Annotated in this window: 9 protein-coding genes, 1 tRNA gene and 3 pseudogenes; 8 read left to right on the forward strand and 5 right to left on the reverse strand. The window is 51.3% G+C overall.

Going from position 1 to position 16,768, the window contains the following annotated elements; all coding sequences use genetic code 11:
• The 8 genes and pseudogenes from tssD to AAH446_RS09045 form a co-directional block, all read left to right on the forward strand.
• Nucleotides 1-211, forward strand: a 211-nt coding sequence (tssD, locus tag AAH446_RS09005) for a type VI secretion system tube protein TssD (RefSeq protein ID WP_342906385.1), incomplete at its 5' end; no start/stop codon positions are given.
• A 249-nt stretch (nucleotides 212-460) separates the two neighbouring features.
• Nucleotides 461-2,812, forward strand: coding sequence for a type VI secretion system Vgr family protein (locus tag AAH446_RS09010; RefSeq protein WP_342906386.1), 2,352 nt, complete (start codon nucleotides 461-463; stop codon nucleotides 2,810-2,812).
• 14 nt (nucleotides 2,813-2,826) lie between these two features.
• On the forward strand, nucleotides 2,827-5,007 hold the full coding sequence (locus AAH446_RS09015) for a hydroxyethylthiazole kinase (protein WP_342906387.1): 2,181 nt from the start codon (nucleotides 2,827-2,829) through the stop codon (nucleotides 5,005-5,007).
• A 2-nt stretch (nucleotides 5,008-5,009) separates the two neighbouring features.
• On the forward strand, nucleotides 5,010-5,477 hold the full coding sequence (locus AAH446_RS09020) for a hypothetical protein (protein ID WP_342906388.1): 468 nt from the start codon (nucleotides 5,010-5,012) through the stop codon (nucleotides 5,475-5,477).
• 115 nt (nucleotides 5,478-5,592) lie between these two features.
• Nucleotides 5,593-6,801 carry a hypothetical protein gene (locus AAH446_RS09025; protein WP_342906389.1) on the forward strand — a complete coding sequence of 403 codons (1,209 nt, stop codon included), beginning with the start codon at nucleotides 5,593-5,595 and terminating at the stop codon, nucleotides 6,799-6,801.
• The gene (locus AAH446_RS09030; RefSeq protein WP_342906390.1) at nucleotides 6,798-10,277 is read left to right on the forward strand and encodes an ImcF-related family protein; all 3,480 of its coding nucleotides are present in this window, start codon (nucleotides 6,798-6,800) and stop codon (nucleotides 10,275-10,277) included. The genes AAH446_RS09025 and AAH446_RS09030 overlap by 4 nt, the downstream gene beginning before the upstream one ends.
• A 126-nt stretch (nucleotides 10,278-10,403) precedes the next feature.
• Nucleotides 10,404-10,874: pseudogene (locus AAH446_RS09040) on the forward strand (type VI secretion system baseplate subunit TssF); the annotation flags it as partial.
• A pseudogene (locus AAH446_RS09045) lies at nucleotides 10,838-11,110 on the forward strand (type VI secretion system baseplate subunit TssG); the annotation flags it as partial. The pseudogenes AAH446_RS09040 and AAH446_RS09045, both read left to right, overlap by 37 nt.
• Here the strand turns inward: AAH446_RS09045 and AAH446_RS09050 are convergent.
• The 5 genes and pseudogenes from AAH446_RS09050 to AAH446_RS09070 all read right to left on the reverse strand — a co-directional run.
• Nucleotides 11,078-12,106, reverse strand: a pseudogene (locus AAH446_RS09050) (tyrosine-type recombinase/integrase); the annotation flags it as partial. The pseudogenes AAH446_RS09045 and AAH446_RS09050 sit on opposite strands and share 33 nt — an antisense overlap.
• Nucleotides 12,107-12,280: 174 nt before the next feature.
• Nucleotides 12,281-12,355 (reverse strand) — tRNA-Arg (locus AAH446_RS09055).
• 210 nt (nucleotides 12,356-12,565) lie between these two features.
• On the reverse strand, nucleotides 12,566-13,591 hold the full coding sequence (locus tag AAH446_RS09060; protein ID WP_342906391.1) for a fimbrial protein: 1,026 nt from the start codon (nucleotides 13,589-13,591) through the stop codon (nucleotides 12,566-12,568).
• A gap of 35 nt (nucleotides 13,592-13,626) precedes the next feature.
• Entirely contained in the window at nucleotides 13,627-16,053 is a 2,427-nt protein-coding gene (locus tag AAH446_RS09065) for a fimbria/pilus outer membrane usher protein (RefSeq protein ID WP_342906392.1), read from the reverse strand.
• The gene (locus tag AAH446_RS09070; RefSeq protein ID WP_342906393.1) at nucleotides 16,053-16,757 is read right to left on the reverse strand and encodes a fimbrial biogenesis chaperone; all 705 of its coding nucleotides are present in this window, start codon (nucleotides 16,755-16,757) and stop codon (nucleotides 16,053-16,055) included. Before AAH446_RS09070 ends, AAH446_RS09065 begins: the two co-directional genes overlap by 1 nt.
• Nucleotides 16,758-16,768 lie beyond the last annotated feature (11 nt).

The raw sequence follows: 16,768 nt of genomic DNA on the forward strand, positions 1-16,768 counted from the left end.
TGCCGGCCAGGAGGTGGAGTACTTCAACACCAGGCTGGAAAACGTGAAGGTGGTGAAGGTGAATCCGGTGATGCACGACGTCAAGGATCCGGCTTTCGAGAAGCATAACCATCTGGAGCAGATCGAGCTGCGTTACGAAAAAATCACCTGGACCTACAAAGACGGCAACATTATTCATTCCGATTCCTGGAACGAACGCGCCACCGCGTAAGCCCGATGCGGACAGGGTTTCCTGTCCGCAGTTTTTTGCTGAGTGCCTGTCTGAAACGGGCTTTCAGCAAAGAAAACCACTAACTGCCAGCCCGACCGTATGCGCTCTGGTCCCCTTTACGGGAAACAGCGATGGGCGGTAGCGTGTCCAAAAACTGACCGCAAAACAGAAACCTCAGACGTTACGCCTTAGCTGGAGCGAAGAAGAGGGGATCGGGCTGGAGTTTGATCGAACACAAGGAGTGAACGCATGAGTAATAATCTTCCGATTAGATTCAGCCATAACCACCATTTGCTGGCGGTGAAAGGGTGTGAGTCAGAACCTGACGTGCTGGCGTTTGAAGGCGATGAAGCCCTGAGCACGCCGTTCAGCTACCGTATTGAGTTCACCAGCGGTGACCATGTCATCAGCAAAGAAATGATGCTGATGAAAGCCGCCTCCCTGACGCTGCAGGCCCCGGTTGACCAGGGTTACGGCATCAAAATACAGCAACTGGTGCGGGTGATTCAGGGCGTGGTGACGGGTTTTGAACGCCTCGGCACATCAAAAGATGAAACCCACTACGCCCTGACGTTGCAGCCACGCCTGGCGCTGCTCGACCGTTCGCACCAGAACGCCATTTATCAGGACATGTCGGTCCCGCAAATCGTGGAAAAAATCCTGCGCGAGCGCCACAACATGCGCGGTCAGGATTTTCTGTTCTCGTTGTCAAAAGAATACCCGCGCCGTGAGCAGGTGATGCAGTACGGCGAGGACGACCTGCACTTTATTACCCGTCTGTTGGGTGAGGTGGGTATCTGGTTCCGCTTTACCACTGATACGCGCCTGAACATCGACGTGGTGGAGTTTTATGACGGTCAGCAGGGGTATGAAAAAGGCCTGACGCTGCCATCGGTTCCGCCATCAGGACAGCATTCTGAAGGTGTGGACTCGGTCTGGGGCATGGAAAGCCATCATAACGTGGTGCAGAAGCAGGTCAGTACCCGTGATTACAACTACCGCCAGGCCACGGATGACATGAACACGCAGGTTGACGTGACCCGCGGGGATGCGACCACCTACGGTGATGCCTATCACTATGCGGATAACTATCTGACACCGGGCAGTCCTTATGACCGCAATCCGGCCCCGGAGTCCGGGGCGTTTTATGCCCGCATTCGTCATGAGCGCTACCTGAATGGCCAGACGCAGACCCATGCCATCACCAGCTGCCCGACCCTCTCTCCGGGGCAGGTACTCAAAGTCACCGGCGGGTACGAAGTGGCCGACGTGTTTGCTCATGGCGTAGTCATCACGGCGATGCACAGCCATGCGCGGCGTGATGAAGATTTTGGTGTCAGTTTTGACGGCATTCCGGACAGCCCTGATTTTAGTTTCCGTCCTGAACCTGGCTCGCGCCCGGTGATGGCCGGCACATTGCCGGCACGCGTAACGAGCACCACCGAGAACGACACCTACGGCCACATCGATAAAGACGGCCGCTATCGCGTCAGCATGCTGTTTGACCGTGATAACTGGGATACCGGGTTTGAGAGCCTGTGGGTGCGCCAGTCCCGCCCGTATGCGGGAGACACTTACGGCCTGCACCTGCCGCTGCTGGCGGGCACCGAAGTGGCGATTGGCTTTGAGGACGGTAACCCGGACCGACCGTACATCTCCGGCGTACTTCACGACTCGGCCCACGGCGACCATGTCACCATCCGAAACTACAAACGTAACGTCCTGCGCACGCCGGCGAACAACAAAATTCGCCTCGATGACACGCGTAGCCAGGAGCATATCAAGGTCTCCACAGAGTACGGCGGCAAGAGTCAGCTGAATCTCGGACATTTAGTGGATGCTGAGAAGCAGAAGCGCGGTGAAGGTTTTGAGCTCAGAACCGACAGCTGGGGAGCCATCCGGGCACAGAAAGGGATGTTCATCAGCGCTGATGGCCAGACGAAAGCACAGGGCCAGATGCTGGAGATGCAGCCAGCAGTCAGCAATCTGGGTGATGCCCGGGAGCAGATGACATCCATCTCCGATGACGCGCAGAAGGCGACCGCGAACCCGGCCGATCTCCAGGCGCAAATTAAACTGCTGGAACAGCAGCTGACAGACCTCAAAAAATCAGTACTGCTGCTCAGTGCGCCGGATGGAATGGCGCTGACCAGCGGACAGCATCTGCAGGTATCTGCTGGGCATAACCTGATAGCCACTGCCGGTAAAAATGCAGACGTCAGCGTGGTGAAAAACATGTTCATCGGGGTGGGTAATGCCCTGAGCGTGTTTGTTCGTAAGCTGGGGATCAAGCTCATTGCGAACCAGGGGCCGGTTCGGATCCAGGCACAGAATGATTTGATGGATCTGATCGCCCGCGGCGAACTAAGTCTCACCAGCACCGAAGATGAAATCCATATTACTGCGAAGAAAAAAGTCACGATTAACGGGGGAGGAAGTTATATCACGCTTGATGCCAATGGTATTGAGTCTGCCACTCAGGGGGAGTACCGGACCAAAGCCGGGCATTACGGGCGAAAAAATAAGGCCAATGAACCAAAAGACTTCCCGAATGTGGCACCTGAAACGACCGAACCTTCCAGTAACTTCAGCTTTTCCTGACAAGGAGTCGACACATGATTATCAGTCCTCCGTTTCTGAGAGATAAAGATGCCACTCAGTCTGACGCAGACTGGATTGAAGCGATGATGCCTGTCAATGCTCGCCGGGGATATCCTCTCAATGCATCAGAGTCCTGGCATGGGGGCATTCATATATCGCATACGGATGCAGGCACAACACCGGAGAAAGTGAGGGCAATTGCTGACGGGACCGTGGTGTCGTTCCGCAAGCCGTCTCCGCCAGAAAAAAGAGACCAGTTCCCATTAAAGTATGCCCCTATAAGGGGGACGGACGATGGTTATGTTTTATTGAAACATGAGACAGAAATAGGTTCCGGAGAGAGCTGTAAGGTCGTTTTTTACTCTTTGTATATGCATCTGAAGTTTCTGGAAGTAGAGATAAAAGCTGACGCCAAAATTTACCGGAAAGACCCGATAGGCTCTTGCGGAATGACTGACGGGCAGAATGAGTTTCACTTCCAGATTTTCTGCGATGATGACAACATCAGCAAACTGACGGGACGAAAAACGAAGGAACTGGATACTTCGAAAGATGGTCGCACTGATGCGGTTTACGGTGATATCCATTTTTATCTGCCAGCAGGGACAACGTTTTACGACAAAGCTCCAGCGAACAACAGCACTTCCACAACCGGTATTTCTGAACGCTATACAAGTAATGTGCCTCTGTATGTCAGCATGACCCTGGCGCAAGGCAACTGTACGATGATGACCCGGCAAAAAAATACGCAAGTTGACGGGAAGTATGATCTGCTGGGCGAGCCGCTGGTTAATGCCGATGGTGAAGATTATGAATACAATCTTTATAAAATCGCTATGCGGAATTATAAGGAGAGCCCCAGCGCCGGATTTGAGTTGCTTCGTTTTGGCCGGGTTATCAATACGGAAAATGAAACGCTGGTGCCGGCAGATGCGCCATTATGGATGACAGTGAGTTATCCGGGCGGAACGGGGGTGGTAAATCTTGCCGCTCCCGGCATTAAAAAGTTTAGCGATGCAGATTTTCCCCACTGGGCGGGATGGTTGCTGGTAGATGATGACAAGGATACCCACAGCCAGTGTAATTCGGCGATCATCAGCAAGTTACGGGAAGAGGGCAGGTACGAAGCTCAAAGCAACAGGCTTATCTGCTGTTTACCGTTCGAGTGGCAAAAAAGCACAATAGATGCCAGATATAAATGGTTGATGACCGGTCTGCCCTGGGAGCAGTGTACGCCGGAAAAAACGGCCATATGGCAGGTTCCCGGGGCGCAGGAATCAAATGAACGTACGCTAATGAGTGAGGAAGACTATGGCAAATTTAAGCAACACGCAGAAGCGCTGTGTTTTGATTCAGGAGCTCTCGGTATCGGAAGATTGTGGCATTTCAACCCTGTAGATTTTATTGCTCACATGAGACTTTGCAGTTGGCTCAGTCTGAACGATATTATTAAATTGGTGAGAAAGTATCAAAAATCACCTGTGGCTGTTTATGATCGTCGACATCCATTAACCATTGATGAACTAACAAAGCGATTAACCGAAGAGGGCACGAACAGTGCAGGGGATGTTAAACGTCCAGCGGCGATAAATGAGGCTCTCCCCAAAATACTAAATAAATATGGAATTAATACACCAATCAGAATTTCACACTTCTTCGGTCAGATGGCTGCTGAAACTGGGCGGTTCGATAGTTTAGTCGAACTAGGCTCTGCGAACTACTTTTCTGTACACTACGACCCGGGCACTGATCAGGGTCATAAGTTAGGGAATACATTGACTGGTGATGGTGCTAGATTTAAAGGCCGAGGATCTATTCACCTAACTGGAAGGGCTAATTATGGCCATTACAGTGAATATCGGCAAGGTTCAGGTTCTAATTATTTCACTACTGAACCCCATAATGATCTGATTGTAGAGGATGCATTTTTTGCATTTGATGCCGGAGGTTATTACTGGTCCAGTAAGCAAAAATATATAAGTCGCAATGGGCGACTTGTAGCCTCAGGAAAATTAGGTATAAACTTTTGGGCTGATCAAGGTGCGACTCATAACGATGCAGAAGAGGTTACAAGGAGAATAAATCCAGGGAGAATGGCGTTTGAGGACGTCAGGTGGCCTGCGTTTAAGCACGCGTGGTATGTGCTTAACGATTCTACAGAACAAGAAGCCGATTATTTTGCCATTAAGGAATAAATATGAAATATTTAAAATTGCTAATCGTGTTATTTGTGTCGATGACCTTTTCTGCATTTGCTATGAGTTCAAATCCAAAATTGACTCCTCAACAGACAGTTATTAATTTTATAAGTGACTATGAGCAGTGGAATGAAGAAGCTACGCAAAATCTAAGTGAAGACACTGGTTTTCAGGCAAAAGATGAGTACATTAAATTACTTAATAAGTATTGCACTCAATCTACAAGCAGGATTGGTTATGATGTCTATGGTCAATACTCGTTGCATATTGCTGGTGGAGAAAAAATACTCAGCACTACAAGAAATGGTCAAGAGGTTATAATTAAAACAGGGGTGTCGTCCAGATTTGGGGATACAGACGCTGATATGGATTATTTTGAATATCACCTGGTTTTGGATAAAAATAAATATTTAATTGAAGAAATATATCAGCTGTCAAAGTCTGGTAAAAAAACCAAAACATTATAACTTCATAAGTTTGATTCTTAGATGTTCTCTTGCAATGAATTTGCTGGGGCATCTGATTTGAAGTTTGTTAAATATAGCGTTCGAAGTTTTATCGTAGTTATTTTACTGAGAAAATATGTTTTATTCCCTAAAGCATCTCCCTGAATGTTATCCACGACCGGTCACACCAAAAAAAACACGTTGGATTGCTGCCTTGGTGGCGATGTTGGTCATCAGCGTGATCTTCATGCGTATATTCGGGCGATACATCGATAACAATCACTTCTGGTTGGTCGCTATTGGTACGCCCGCTGTTGTTTGGATTGTAACTTTCGGTTTTCGCATGTGGGTCTGGTCATTACAGGACAGTAAAGCGAATGGTTTTGACCGGCGTCGGGAGCAATGGATCCTGAGTGAGACCCGTAGGGCTCGTCGTGCACTTCAGGTTTTGAATACGACATTTATTACAGCCCATCAGGAAGACGAACAGCGTTCTGTTGCTGATGATATGCTCAATAATCACAGCATTATCATTTCGCAGTCGGACTGGAAAGGCGAAGAAAGCAAGCGACTGAGCCGTATTATGGCAGAACCAGAAGATACTCCTGGATTGGTTATCTCACGTCTATTTTCAGAGCTGATTGCCGATCTTCCAGTTCGCCAGTTTCCTGAGAACGCTTCGTTTGTTGTCATCCTCGATGTCTCGTCATCTCTGCCATTCCCTGCTGTCAGAAATATCTGGCAGGAAGCCTGGCAGGAGAGTGGCATAACCTGCCCTCTTGAGTACACAGACAGCAATGGGCCGGGGGTAGTCGGCCACTGGCTGGATCACCGCATTAAAGATGAAGCGATGTTATTGATTGTTGGCCTCCAGATTGATCCGGTTGTTTCAAACAATACTGCTGAAACAGCCGTTGCTCTGCTTCTTGGCAACCGCCTGACCCAGGAGGCGCTTGAACCCCTCGCGTTGCTGCACCGGCCAGATGCTGCTCCATCAGGTGAACTGAGCGAGGGGATGAACATGGCTGCCTATAACGTCCCGCTCAAAGATAATATCGTGAAAAATTTATGGCTTGCCGGGCTGACTGGTGAGCAGCGCGCAGAAGTGATCGCGTGCCAGAATGCACACCCTGCGCAGTCTGTAGAGGACGAAGCCGTCATTTCGCTCGATACATCCATGGGACATGCCGGAGCCGCAGCCCCCTGGCTGGCCATCGCTGCCGCCACTGAAATCGCCAGACAAACTCAGTCACCACAGATGATTATCTGCGGTGATACCACACAGAATGTGCTGTGGAGCACGCTCGTTACCCCGATTGCTTCCCGACAGGAGATGGATCCGTGAAGCTACCTTTAGCACCGAAGACTACGGAAGGCCGCTATCTTGCTGTCGCATTGATTTTCTTTTTGCTGTTAGCAGGTATGACGTTCATGATCTGGAAGCACCCGGATATAGCCGGGATTGAAGACGGTAGTCAGCAGCAAATTTACTGGCTTATCGCTGGCGGATGTATTTCAGGCTGTGCCCTTATCGTATCAGTGGTGCTCCTGGCGGCGGTACGCAGTGCCGGTAAGCAGGAGTTTAATGCGCTTGTCGACAGTACCAACGGTGATGATGAGAAAAAGAAACGGGAAAATGATAAAGCGCCTGTTCACCCTGCGGCGGCCATGTGTGACAGGATTCGGGGGCATCCCCGCTCCCGTATTGGACTTTACTGGCGTCGTAAAACCCGTCTGCTGTTAATCACAGGCGATGAGGCGGCAATCGAACAGCTGGTACCGGGCCTGCAGGAAAACCAGTGGTTTGAAGGTAACCGTACCGTTCTGATTTACGGCGGCAGTCTGACTGCTGAGCCCGATAAGGAAAAATACACCGCGCTGCGTAAACTGCGCCGCGGGCGTCCGCTGGACGGGATTGTCCGTGTCATGCCGCAGTCGCTTAACCTCACCCCGCAAATCAGTGACAACGATTTACGCGGTCTGGAAAAAATCAGTGAACTGTTGCGCTATTCTGCTCCGGTCTGGCTGTGGCAATTGTGCAGCAGCGACTGGTCGCAAACGACACGCCCTGAACAGACGGTAGGGGCTACTTTCCCGCTGCGTGCTAAGCCTGACGATATTACCCGTCAGCTTGAACTGATGCTGCCGGCCCTGCGGGCGCAGGGGGTGAGTCAGGTCACTGAGAACAACGGCCACGACTTCCTGCTGCGCCTGGGCCAGTACCTCAAAGACGGCGGTATCGCCCGCTGGGCTCAGCAACTGGTGCCATGGCTGGCTGCCTCCCAGCAGCGTGTGCCGCTGCGTGGCCTGATGTTCAGCCTGCCCGAGAATAAACCTGCTGATACATCAGGGGGAACAGCCAACGCTGAGAAATATGTTCCGGAATCTCAGCGTCATGCCCTGACCCTGCCGGTGACATGGCAGGGCATTGTGGACGACTGTACCCGCGTACGTGGCCGCCGTGTCGGTATGGCGTGGGAACAGGCGCTGGCCTGGACACTGATGACCATCATCAGTGTCTGGGGGGCGGGAACGCTGCTCTCCTTCGCGCTGAACCGCCATCAGATTATCGCGGTGGCGGATAAAGCTCTTGCCCTGGTGGCGTATCCGGCGGTATCAGACGAACAGCTCACTGCATTACACAGCCTGCGTAATGATGCCGGTCGCCTGCAGCACCGTATTGAGAATGGTGCACCCTGGTATCAGCGCTTCGGCCTGGACCATAATCAACAGCTGCTCGACGCGATGCTGCCCTGGTACGGCGTGGCGAACAACCGCCTGATACGCGATCCGGCGAATGCTGCGCTGACTCAAAAACTCAATGCGCTGGCTAATTCCGAACCGAACAGCGATCGGCGCGCTCAGCTTGCGAAGCCCGGCTATGACCAGCTGAAGGCCTGGCTGATGATGGCCCGCCCGGATAAAGCCGACGGCGCGTTCTACGCGCGCACCATGAAAACCGTACAGCCGACACGGATGGGGATCTCCACTGGCCTGTGGCAGAGCCTGTCGCCGGATTTGTGGGCGTTCTATATCTCCGAACTTCCCAGGCAACCGCAGTGGAAAATCACCCCAGATGTGCAGCTGGTCAGCCAGAGCCGCCAGGTATTGTTGCAGCAGATTGGTCGACGCAACGCTGAAAGCACGCTGTATCAGAACATGCTCAAATCCGTGCGCCGTAACTTCGCCGATGTGTCTCTGGAAGAGATGACCAGCGGCACCGATGCGCGGCGTCTGTTCACCACCGAAGAAGTGGTGCCGGGGATGTTCACCCGTGAGGCGTGGGAGGGCGGCATCCGGCAGACGATTGAGAAAGCGGCAAACTCCCGCCGGGAAGAGATTGACTGGGTGCTGAGCGATTCCCACAAGGCAGTAACGGCCGACCTGTCGCCGGAAGCCCTGAAAGCGCGTCTGACGCAACGTTACTTCGCCGACTTTGCCGGCAGCTGGCTGAGCTTCCTCAACAGTCTGCGACTTAACCCGGCAAACAACATTGCTGACGTCACCGACCAGCTGACGCTGATGAGTGATGTCCGCCAGTCGCCGCTGATTGCCCTGATGAACACCATTGCCTGGCAGGGGCAGACCGGCCAGCAAAGCGAAGGCCTTTCTGAGTCCATCATCAAATCGGCTAAAGACCTCGTAGGCGGAAAAGACAAACCTGCGATTGACCAGTCTGCGTCAGGGCCGCAGGGGCCGCTCGATGAAACCTTTGGCCCGCTGCTGACGCTGATGGGTAAAAACAAAGGCAGCAACGTCATGTCGGCTGACACTTCACTGAGCCTGCAAACGTATCTGACCCGCATCACCCGCGTGCGTCTGCGCCTGCAACAGGTGGCCAGCGCCTCTGATCCGCAGGAGATGATGCAGACCCTGGCGCAGACCGTATTCCAGGGCAAAAGCGTGGACCTGACCGACACCCGGCAATACGGCAGCCTTATTTCGGCAAGCCTTGGCGAAGAGTGGAGCGGTTTTGGCAGCACGATGTTTGTACAGCCTCTGACCCAGGCCTGGGAGACCGTGCTCCAGCCCTCGGCAGCCAGTCTGAATGATAAATGGAGCCGCTCCGTGGTGGCGAACTGGCACACCGCCTTTGACGGACGTTTCCCGTTTGCGGCGAGTAAAAGTGATGCCTCCCTGCCGATGCTGGCTGAGTTTTTGCGTAAGGACAGCGGACGCATTGAACGCTTCCTGATGACAGAGCTCAGCGGGGTGCTGCACAAAGAGGGCAGCCAGTGGGTGCCGGATAAGGTCAACAGCCAGGGGCTGAGCTTTAACCCGACCTTCATGCGGGCCATTAACCAGCTGAGCCAGCTGTCAGACATTCTGTTCACCGATGGCAGCCAGGGCATCAACTTTGAGCTGCAGGCCCGTCCTGTGCCGCAGGTGGTGGAAACCCAGCTCACCATTGATGGCCAGCAGCTGCACTACTTCAATCAGATGGCCGACTGGCAGAGTTTCCGCTGGCCGGGAGATACGTTTAAGCCGGGAACCATGCTGACCTGGACCACCGTCAACGCAGGCGCGCGCCTGTTCGGGGATTACAGCGGGACCTGGGGCTTTATTCGCTGGCTGGACCAGGGAAAGCGTCAGCAGCTTGACCGCAGCCAGTGGATGATGAGCTTCACTGCTCCGGACGGTCGAACCCTGCAGTGGGTGCTGCGTTCACAACTCGGAAAAGGTCCGCTGGCGCTGCTGGATCTGCGTGGTTTCACGCTGCCGGAGCAGATATTCAGTGTCGACAGCGAGGCCACCGCGCAGGCGCTGATGGCCAACACCGGAAACAGTGACATGGACGGACAACGATATTCTGGCCCTTGAGCCGGAAGCGCTGGAGAAAGCGGACACTGACGGCCTGGATGCCACACTTCACTGGCTGCAGACACGCCCGGGCACCGACTTTACAAAAGACAAATGGTTGCTCGTCTGCTGATGGCCCGTGTGGCGGAGCAGAAGTGCAGGAATGAACTGGCGCTGCATTTGCTGGGGGAACTCAATAATGCAGCACAGTTTCCACCGGTGCAGGACCGTTTCCACTGGCGTGTGCTGAGCCACCTCGGCAGCGGATTCCTGTCGATGATGGATAATGCTGATGTATTGCGCGGCACCCTGGCGCGGTATGAATGGACCGACAGTGAAATGAACCGCCGTCGCCTGGAAGCCATCATTGACGTGAAGCACAGCGAAACCGAGCGTTTCGAGCAGGGCTATCTGGTACGCGGTGTGCAGATTGAGGTGACGCTGGACAGCCACGGCTTTGCCGGGCGTGGCGACATCTGCCTGTTTGGCGAGATGCTGAGTCGCTTCTTCGCGCTTTACACCGATATCTAACTGTTTAACCGCCTGATTATCATCCTTCAACCGACCGGAAAGCGCCAGGAATGGGAAGAGAAGCACAACCGCCGCATTCCCGGCTGACCCCGCAACTGGAAGCCGATCTTCACCGCATCAACTTTTACCGTTTATGCCAGCTGCTGGAGAAGCGTAATCCGGGTAGGCCGCTGATGGGCTCGACCAGCCATCCTGCTGATGACCCGGTGCGGTTTGCGCCGCATCCGGGGATAGGTTTCCCTGCCAGTGAACTGAAGGCTGTCGGATATGATGAGGATGATGACAACAGGCCACCACTCATCCGTACGACCATTATGGGGATTGGTACTCATGGTGTGACGAAAACCATGGCCAGTCGCTCTCTTATCGTAGCCAACCCTCTTTATAACCATATTGGCTAGCCTCACTCATCAGTCTGTTCACATCATTTCGCCCCGCAAAAATGAGCTGGCAGTTTCCTGTTAGCTCTCCCAATTGACGTAGAGCACTCAAGGATTGAGCCGATAATGGGACAACATGAGGGCGCTTCATTTTCATCCTGGTTTTGGAAATTTCCCAGATTCGATTATCGAAGTCGATTTCTTTCCATTTAGCCAGACGTAACTCCACTGTTCTTAAACCTGTCAGCATGAGTAACCAGGTAGCGAGAAGTGTTATATGGTTTCCAGAGTAATTTGAAAGCTTGTGCAAAAACTCAGGAAGTTCTGTAGCGTTAAGAAAGGGATAATGCTGTTTCTCATGACTTTGCAAAGCATTACCAAGATCAGCTACTGGGTGGTATTCGGCACGACCTGTCACAATCGCGTAGCGAAATCCTCACTACAACGCTGGCGCACTTTGCTTGCAAGCTCAGGAGCTCCCCGTTTTCCATTCGTTGTAATACAGATAAAAGTTCCAGCGGTTTTATTTCATTTACCGGCTGGGAGCCTGGATAGGGGAATACGTTCTTATTAAAAGCTCGCACGACGTAATCAGCGTAATTTTTCGACCAGCCAGATACTTTCGCGTCATTCCACTCGAGAGCTAGTGCTTCAAAGGTATTAGTAACGACGAGTTTTTTAGCTAGCTGCTCGGATTTTTTGACTTCACTTGGATCTTGTCGTTCGCCAATACCTTTCTGGCCTCATCTCTTTTAGTGCGAGCTTCCGCAAGAGATATGTATGGATAGATCCCAAATGACAGCTTTTTCTCTTTCCCGGCGAATCGAGATTTCATGCGCCAGTACTTTGAACCGTTAGTCTTGACCAAGAGATAGAGCCCTCTACCGTCAGCGAGTCTACAGGCTTTGCAGTCTCGACCTGACGTGCATTTAAGGGCATTTTGGGGGCCTCATTTTTCATTGAACAGGATAAGCCCCCACTAAGGCCCCCAAACGCTTATTGATTCACGTTGAAATGAGGAGGCATCGGTTGACGTCGCGTAGCCAAAGTAGAGGGTTTTCACTGATTATAAGGGGTTTTATTGATTTCGGCAGACTTCGGGAGAGGTGTGAATGGTGTCCCCTGCAGGAATCGAACCTACAACTAGCCCTTAGGAGGGGCTCGTTATATCCATTTAACTAAGGGGACAGCGGCACGCACTATAGCACAGTCAGAGGCAGGGATTCACTACGTTGCCGTGCGTTTGCTCATTCTGCCAGCAATTCATCTTTTCTGGTCACCCTTCATCCAGCCCGGCACTTATCAGGGCGGCTACTTTGCCAATAAAAGCAGAGTAGCGGCAGCAAAAGGGGCATCTCCCGGCCTACTCTTCTGGCGATTGGCTCTCATCTCAGCAAGCTATTCATATTCCATATAAATGATTATCGTGCCCACTACCGTTCCCGCTGAAGCGTGGGCAGGATCGTAAATTTTATACCTTGCGCCGATATCTAACGCTGTGAGCGAGCCAACCAGATCTTTATCCTGAGTTAAGGAACCAAGCGACGTGGAGGAGGCGTCGTATTCTGCGCTGAATCTCAGCGGATCGGCGGCTACGTTAAATAACTGGAAACCAACCCCAGAAGAAGTAGACGCGGCGTTCCTGATGATATAGTTGGCGTTATCGACGATATCGTTGCTGTATACCCGTAGATTAAAGGTCTTTGTCGCTTTACTGTTGATACTGCCGCTACAGGAAACGGGGACAGAAAAGCGCGTATCGGAGAAGTCACCGGATTTAAGCATGTAGAGCGTGGTTGACGGTAATGAGAACTGCTGATTCTGAATAACGCAAGTGGTATTAACCGGCGAAAAGTTAACGTTAAATGAGGCAAAGCCTTTTAGATCGCTATAGGAGCTTGACGCTGCGGCTGATTTTGAGGGCGCCAGCCCGCGCAACGCAGCGGCAGTCGGGTAGGCGGTATTGCCGTTATTTGAAATAAAATATAAAACCGGTATTTCAATACTCCCTGTTGTGGTGGCCACATCATAATGCGAGCCATCAACCACCTCAGCGGTGAACGTAATTTCGCTATCGAATTCCGATGACGCATAATCCTGAGTAATAAACGCGCCAAAATTCTTACTGGTAACAGGCAGCGATGCTGTAAATTTGATAAATGTGTCCCGATCGCCAGTACTAAATTTCACTGTGTAGCCACCTTCAATACCGTTACGGTAATTCAACGTTTCCCCGCCGGTGACACAGGTGAGTTTAAATCCTGAGAAGTTCGAACTACTGGTAACCGAATAGCTGTTAGTGAGTGAAAGCAGGCTGGCAAGCTCGATATTGCTGATAGCCGAAGTTGCAACAGCACTCTTGCCTGTCGCGATATTGGACGCATCACAGTAGGCAAAAGCCTGATTTAAAAGAACGATATTCATACCCGCCAAGAATGTGAGAGTAGAGAGAAATCTTCTTATAAATCTTTGCATATGTTTTCTCCGGTGAGTACAGCATGTCTGATGACGCAGGATTTCGCTTTATCAGTGCGGACAAGGATATAGTCGGGCAGCAAATCGGCCTTAACGTAGATAAATCCACCCTGTGCGACATAGCCCAGTTCGTCGCCTTTTTGATCAAAAAGCGAGGCGCCAAAAGTCAGAGGCTGTCCATCCGCGTGACTGGCGCGCAGGTGGAACGTTTTTCGCGTATCAGTGACATATTTCACGTAAGAAATACTGCCTTTCCACGGGGCGACCTTTTTAATATTTCCCTGAATATCGCCAGCGGATTCTGAAGTGAGATAAAACGTATTTTTGCGCCAGGGCGTGGCGTAAGGAATGAGCGCTTTACCTTCGCTGTTGGTAAAAATCGTCGGGTTGCCGTTCACTTTTGCATTGGCAACGCCTGGCGCATCGATGATGACAAAATGGTTGCCCATCAGCGGTGATGAGAGCAAACCGTGCCGGGATAAAAGCAGCGAGCCTGAGGCGCCGAGATCGTACTGGGTATAACTTTCCCCCTGCGTCAGGTTTCCATTAAGAGACGTCCAGGGAGAAATAGAGGAAAACCAGGCGCTGGATGATGCACCTTCCTGACTTCTTCTGTTGGCTGAAAGGGAGTATCTGAAGGTGTCGGAAACCTTTTCATTCCAGCCCATTGAGGCGGTGTATTGATCTCCCTGCATGCTGGAAGCGGCGCTTATCGTGCCGTTACGGCCAAACAGGCTGAGGGGAATGCTCAGGTTAAGACTGGCATATTTTTCGTCGCGATAAACCGCCGTGCGGTGGTAGCGTTGAACGTTATCAACGCTAGTGTAAATCCTTTTACCGCCGTTAACTGACCAGGAAATCTGATGGTAAGTATTGCTCCATCCCAGGCTAAGCTGGCGGGAGACTTTCGACGTATTCCAGTATTCCGTGGCGAAAAGCCCGGCATTCAGATTGCCATAACCCGCTGGCAGCCGCTGGTCAATCGCCAGGCTCAGGGTATTTTTCTCCTGGGCGCGATACCCTATCTGGTCGCTGATATAGTCAGCGGCAGTATCAGACTGGCTCAGCGTGAGATAATCTCTTTCACTGTGTGATGCGGCAAGCGTGACGGAGGTCCGGGTTGTAAAATGCCTGTTCAGCGAGAGTCGTGTCTTGCCTCCCTGAAGATTGTCATCTGTCAGGCTGGCGCGGGTATACTGATGACTTGCTGACAGCGTTCCGAGGTGAGGGATTAATAGTCCTGCGCCCATCAGGGCAGACTGATAATCCTCACCCACAATAGTGCCGGAAACCAGCGTCAGGTAATTATTTATCCCTCTTGAGTACTCCGCCTGGAAGAAAGCATTATTTCTGAGGAGAGAATCACTTTTGAATTGACCCGCGTAAAGCATCCAGTCGGAGGAACCGCTTCTGAGCAGATTCCCCGAAGAGGAATAGGGTATTACTGTGGTGCTCTTACTGCCGTCGGTGTTTTCAATGACAAGATAGAGATCCGACCTTGAGCCTGTCGGCATCAGATCGGAAAATTCAAACGGGCCGGCAGGCACGCTTTGCTGAAAAACGATTTTATCGTCCTGAAGCACTTTTACTATCGCATTCGTTTCTGCGATGCCGCTGACAACGGGCATATAGGTCCGGTAGCTGTCAGGCAGCATCGCCAGATCCTTACTCAGGCTGACGCCCCGGTATCTGACGCTGTCAAACCAGACCGAACTCGTATTATCATCACCTGCCCTGAAAGTCGCATTCATAGCTGGAAAAGATTTTTCAAAATAACGGGACCGGTTAATCCATCCTGAATGAAACGTATTGCGATAATAGTAAGAATTATCACGCAGATGCCACTCAGCCAGATTAAATCCGCTGTTTAACGTCAGGTAGAGATTCGATGTTTTTTGATTATTTCTATCGTTCCCGCCGGAATAGATAACGTTATAGTTGGTGAATAAACCTGAGATGCCTTTATCCCATAGCGCTGGCGGCATCCAGTTACGATCGTGCGTGATAATCTGAGCCTGAGGCACGGTAATATCGAGCTGAAAGATATCCTGACGGAAACGGATCTCATTACCCTGAACGATATCGGGCAAATTAATCCACTGTCCGGAAATGTTCTGGGCGTGATCTGAGTCGCTTTTCAAATCCAGCGAGGGGACATCATCTCTTTGAAGAAGAAAACGCTCTTTTCCTTCAATCTTTAACTGATATTTCCCCTTCCACTCTTTATTGACATAAATATCAACGCTGTAAGTGCCGGGAGAAATAGTATTTTTTTCCTCAGACCAGTTCTCTTTTGACAGGCTGCCCATCATAAAGCCCTGATTGAATTCTTCACCGGCATAACTGCGCAGGCAGCTAACCGTGCCGAAAAAAATTACTATTACTCTGAAAAGTGGAAATGACGTTTTCATTAGCGACGAATGTCAACCGTTCTGAGCGTGCCAAAGTCATCTATATAGGTCAGATAAACCCGATCGGAGGGTTTCAGATGACGGTTATTTACTGCGGCGCAGCTAAAGGGGGGGATCATTAGCGTTTCTGCCAGCAGATTATCTTTTTTACTGCCATTTTTTATTTTGCTCAGTCCGGCAACCGTAGCGTAGTAAGGCGAGCTGTTTTTTATGCATAAACCATCATGCTCACTGGTCAGCTCAAGGTAGGTTTGCAGGTTATTGAGATCGGCTTTTAAATTCGCAGGCCGGTAAAATACCTTGACGCGGTTGCGCACGGCGAACTGAATGTAACTGCCGCTTTTGTCTTTAGGGTTAGGCGGAATATCGATGAAATTCAGCCAGAACAGCGATTCGCGGTCTTCCGGCAGCGTGGCAGCCAGATTATTTTTCATCACGTTAAGGATCTGGCCATCGTTGGCACCAATGCGAACTACCGAGGGTACAACAGCCAGAGGCAATCTGAGATTTTCAGGTTTTTCACTGGGGTTTCCGTTATCTATCCATGACTGAATCAGATGCGCTTCAGCTGATTTGTTGACGAGCTGGACATTAACGGTTTTTTTATCACTGAGATAAACGACGCGCGTATTATTCATTACGACGCTGGCATTTGTGCCGAATGAAAGAATACATAGCAATGTTGTGGTAAAAACGAATTTCATTTTCAGTTCTC

Origin of the sequence: Erwinia psychrophila (assembly GCF_039023475.1) — a bacterium.
Classification (GTDB): Bacteria; Pseudomonadota; Gammaproteobacteria; order Enterobacterales; family Enterobacteriaceae; genus Erwinia.

Coding starts and splice junctions, on each gene's coding strand:
- AAH446_RS09010 (WP_342906386.1), top strand. CDS start 461: ATGAGTAATAATCTTCCGATTAGATTCAGCCATAACCACCATTTGCTG.
- AAH446_RS09015 (WP_342906387.1), top strand. CDS start 2,827: ATGATTATCAGTCCTCCGTTTCTGAGAGATAAAGATGCCACTCAGTCT.
- AAH446_RS09020 (WP_342906388.1), top strand. CDS start 5,010: ATGAAATATTTAAAATTGCTAATCGTGTTATTTGTGTCGATGACCTTT.
- AAH446_RS09025 (WP_342906389.1), top strand. CDS start 5,593: ATGTTTTATTCCCTAAAGCATCTCCCTGAATGTTATCCACGACCGGTC.
- AAH446_RS09060 (WP_342906391.1), bottom strand. CDS start 13,591: ATGAATATCGTTCTTTTAAATCAGGCTTTTGCCTACTGTGATGCGTCC.
- AAH446_RS09065 (WP_342906392.1), bottom strand. CDS start 16,053: ATGAAAACGTCATTTCCACTTTTCAGAGTAATAGTAATTTTTTTCGGC.
- AAH446_RS09070 (WP_342906393.1), bottom strand. CDS start 16,757: ATGAAATTCGTTTTTACCACAACATTGCTATGTATTCTTTCATTCGGC.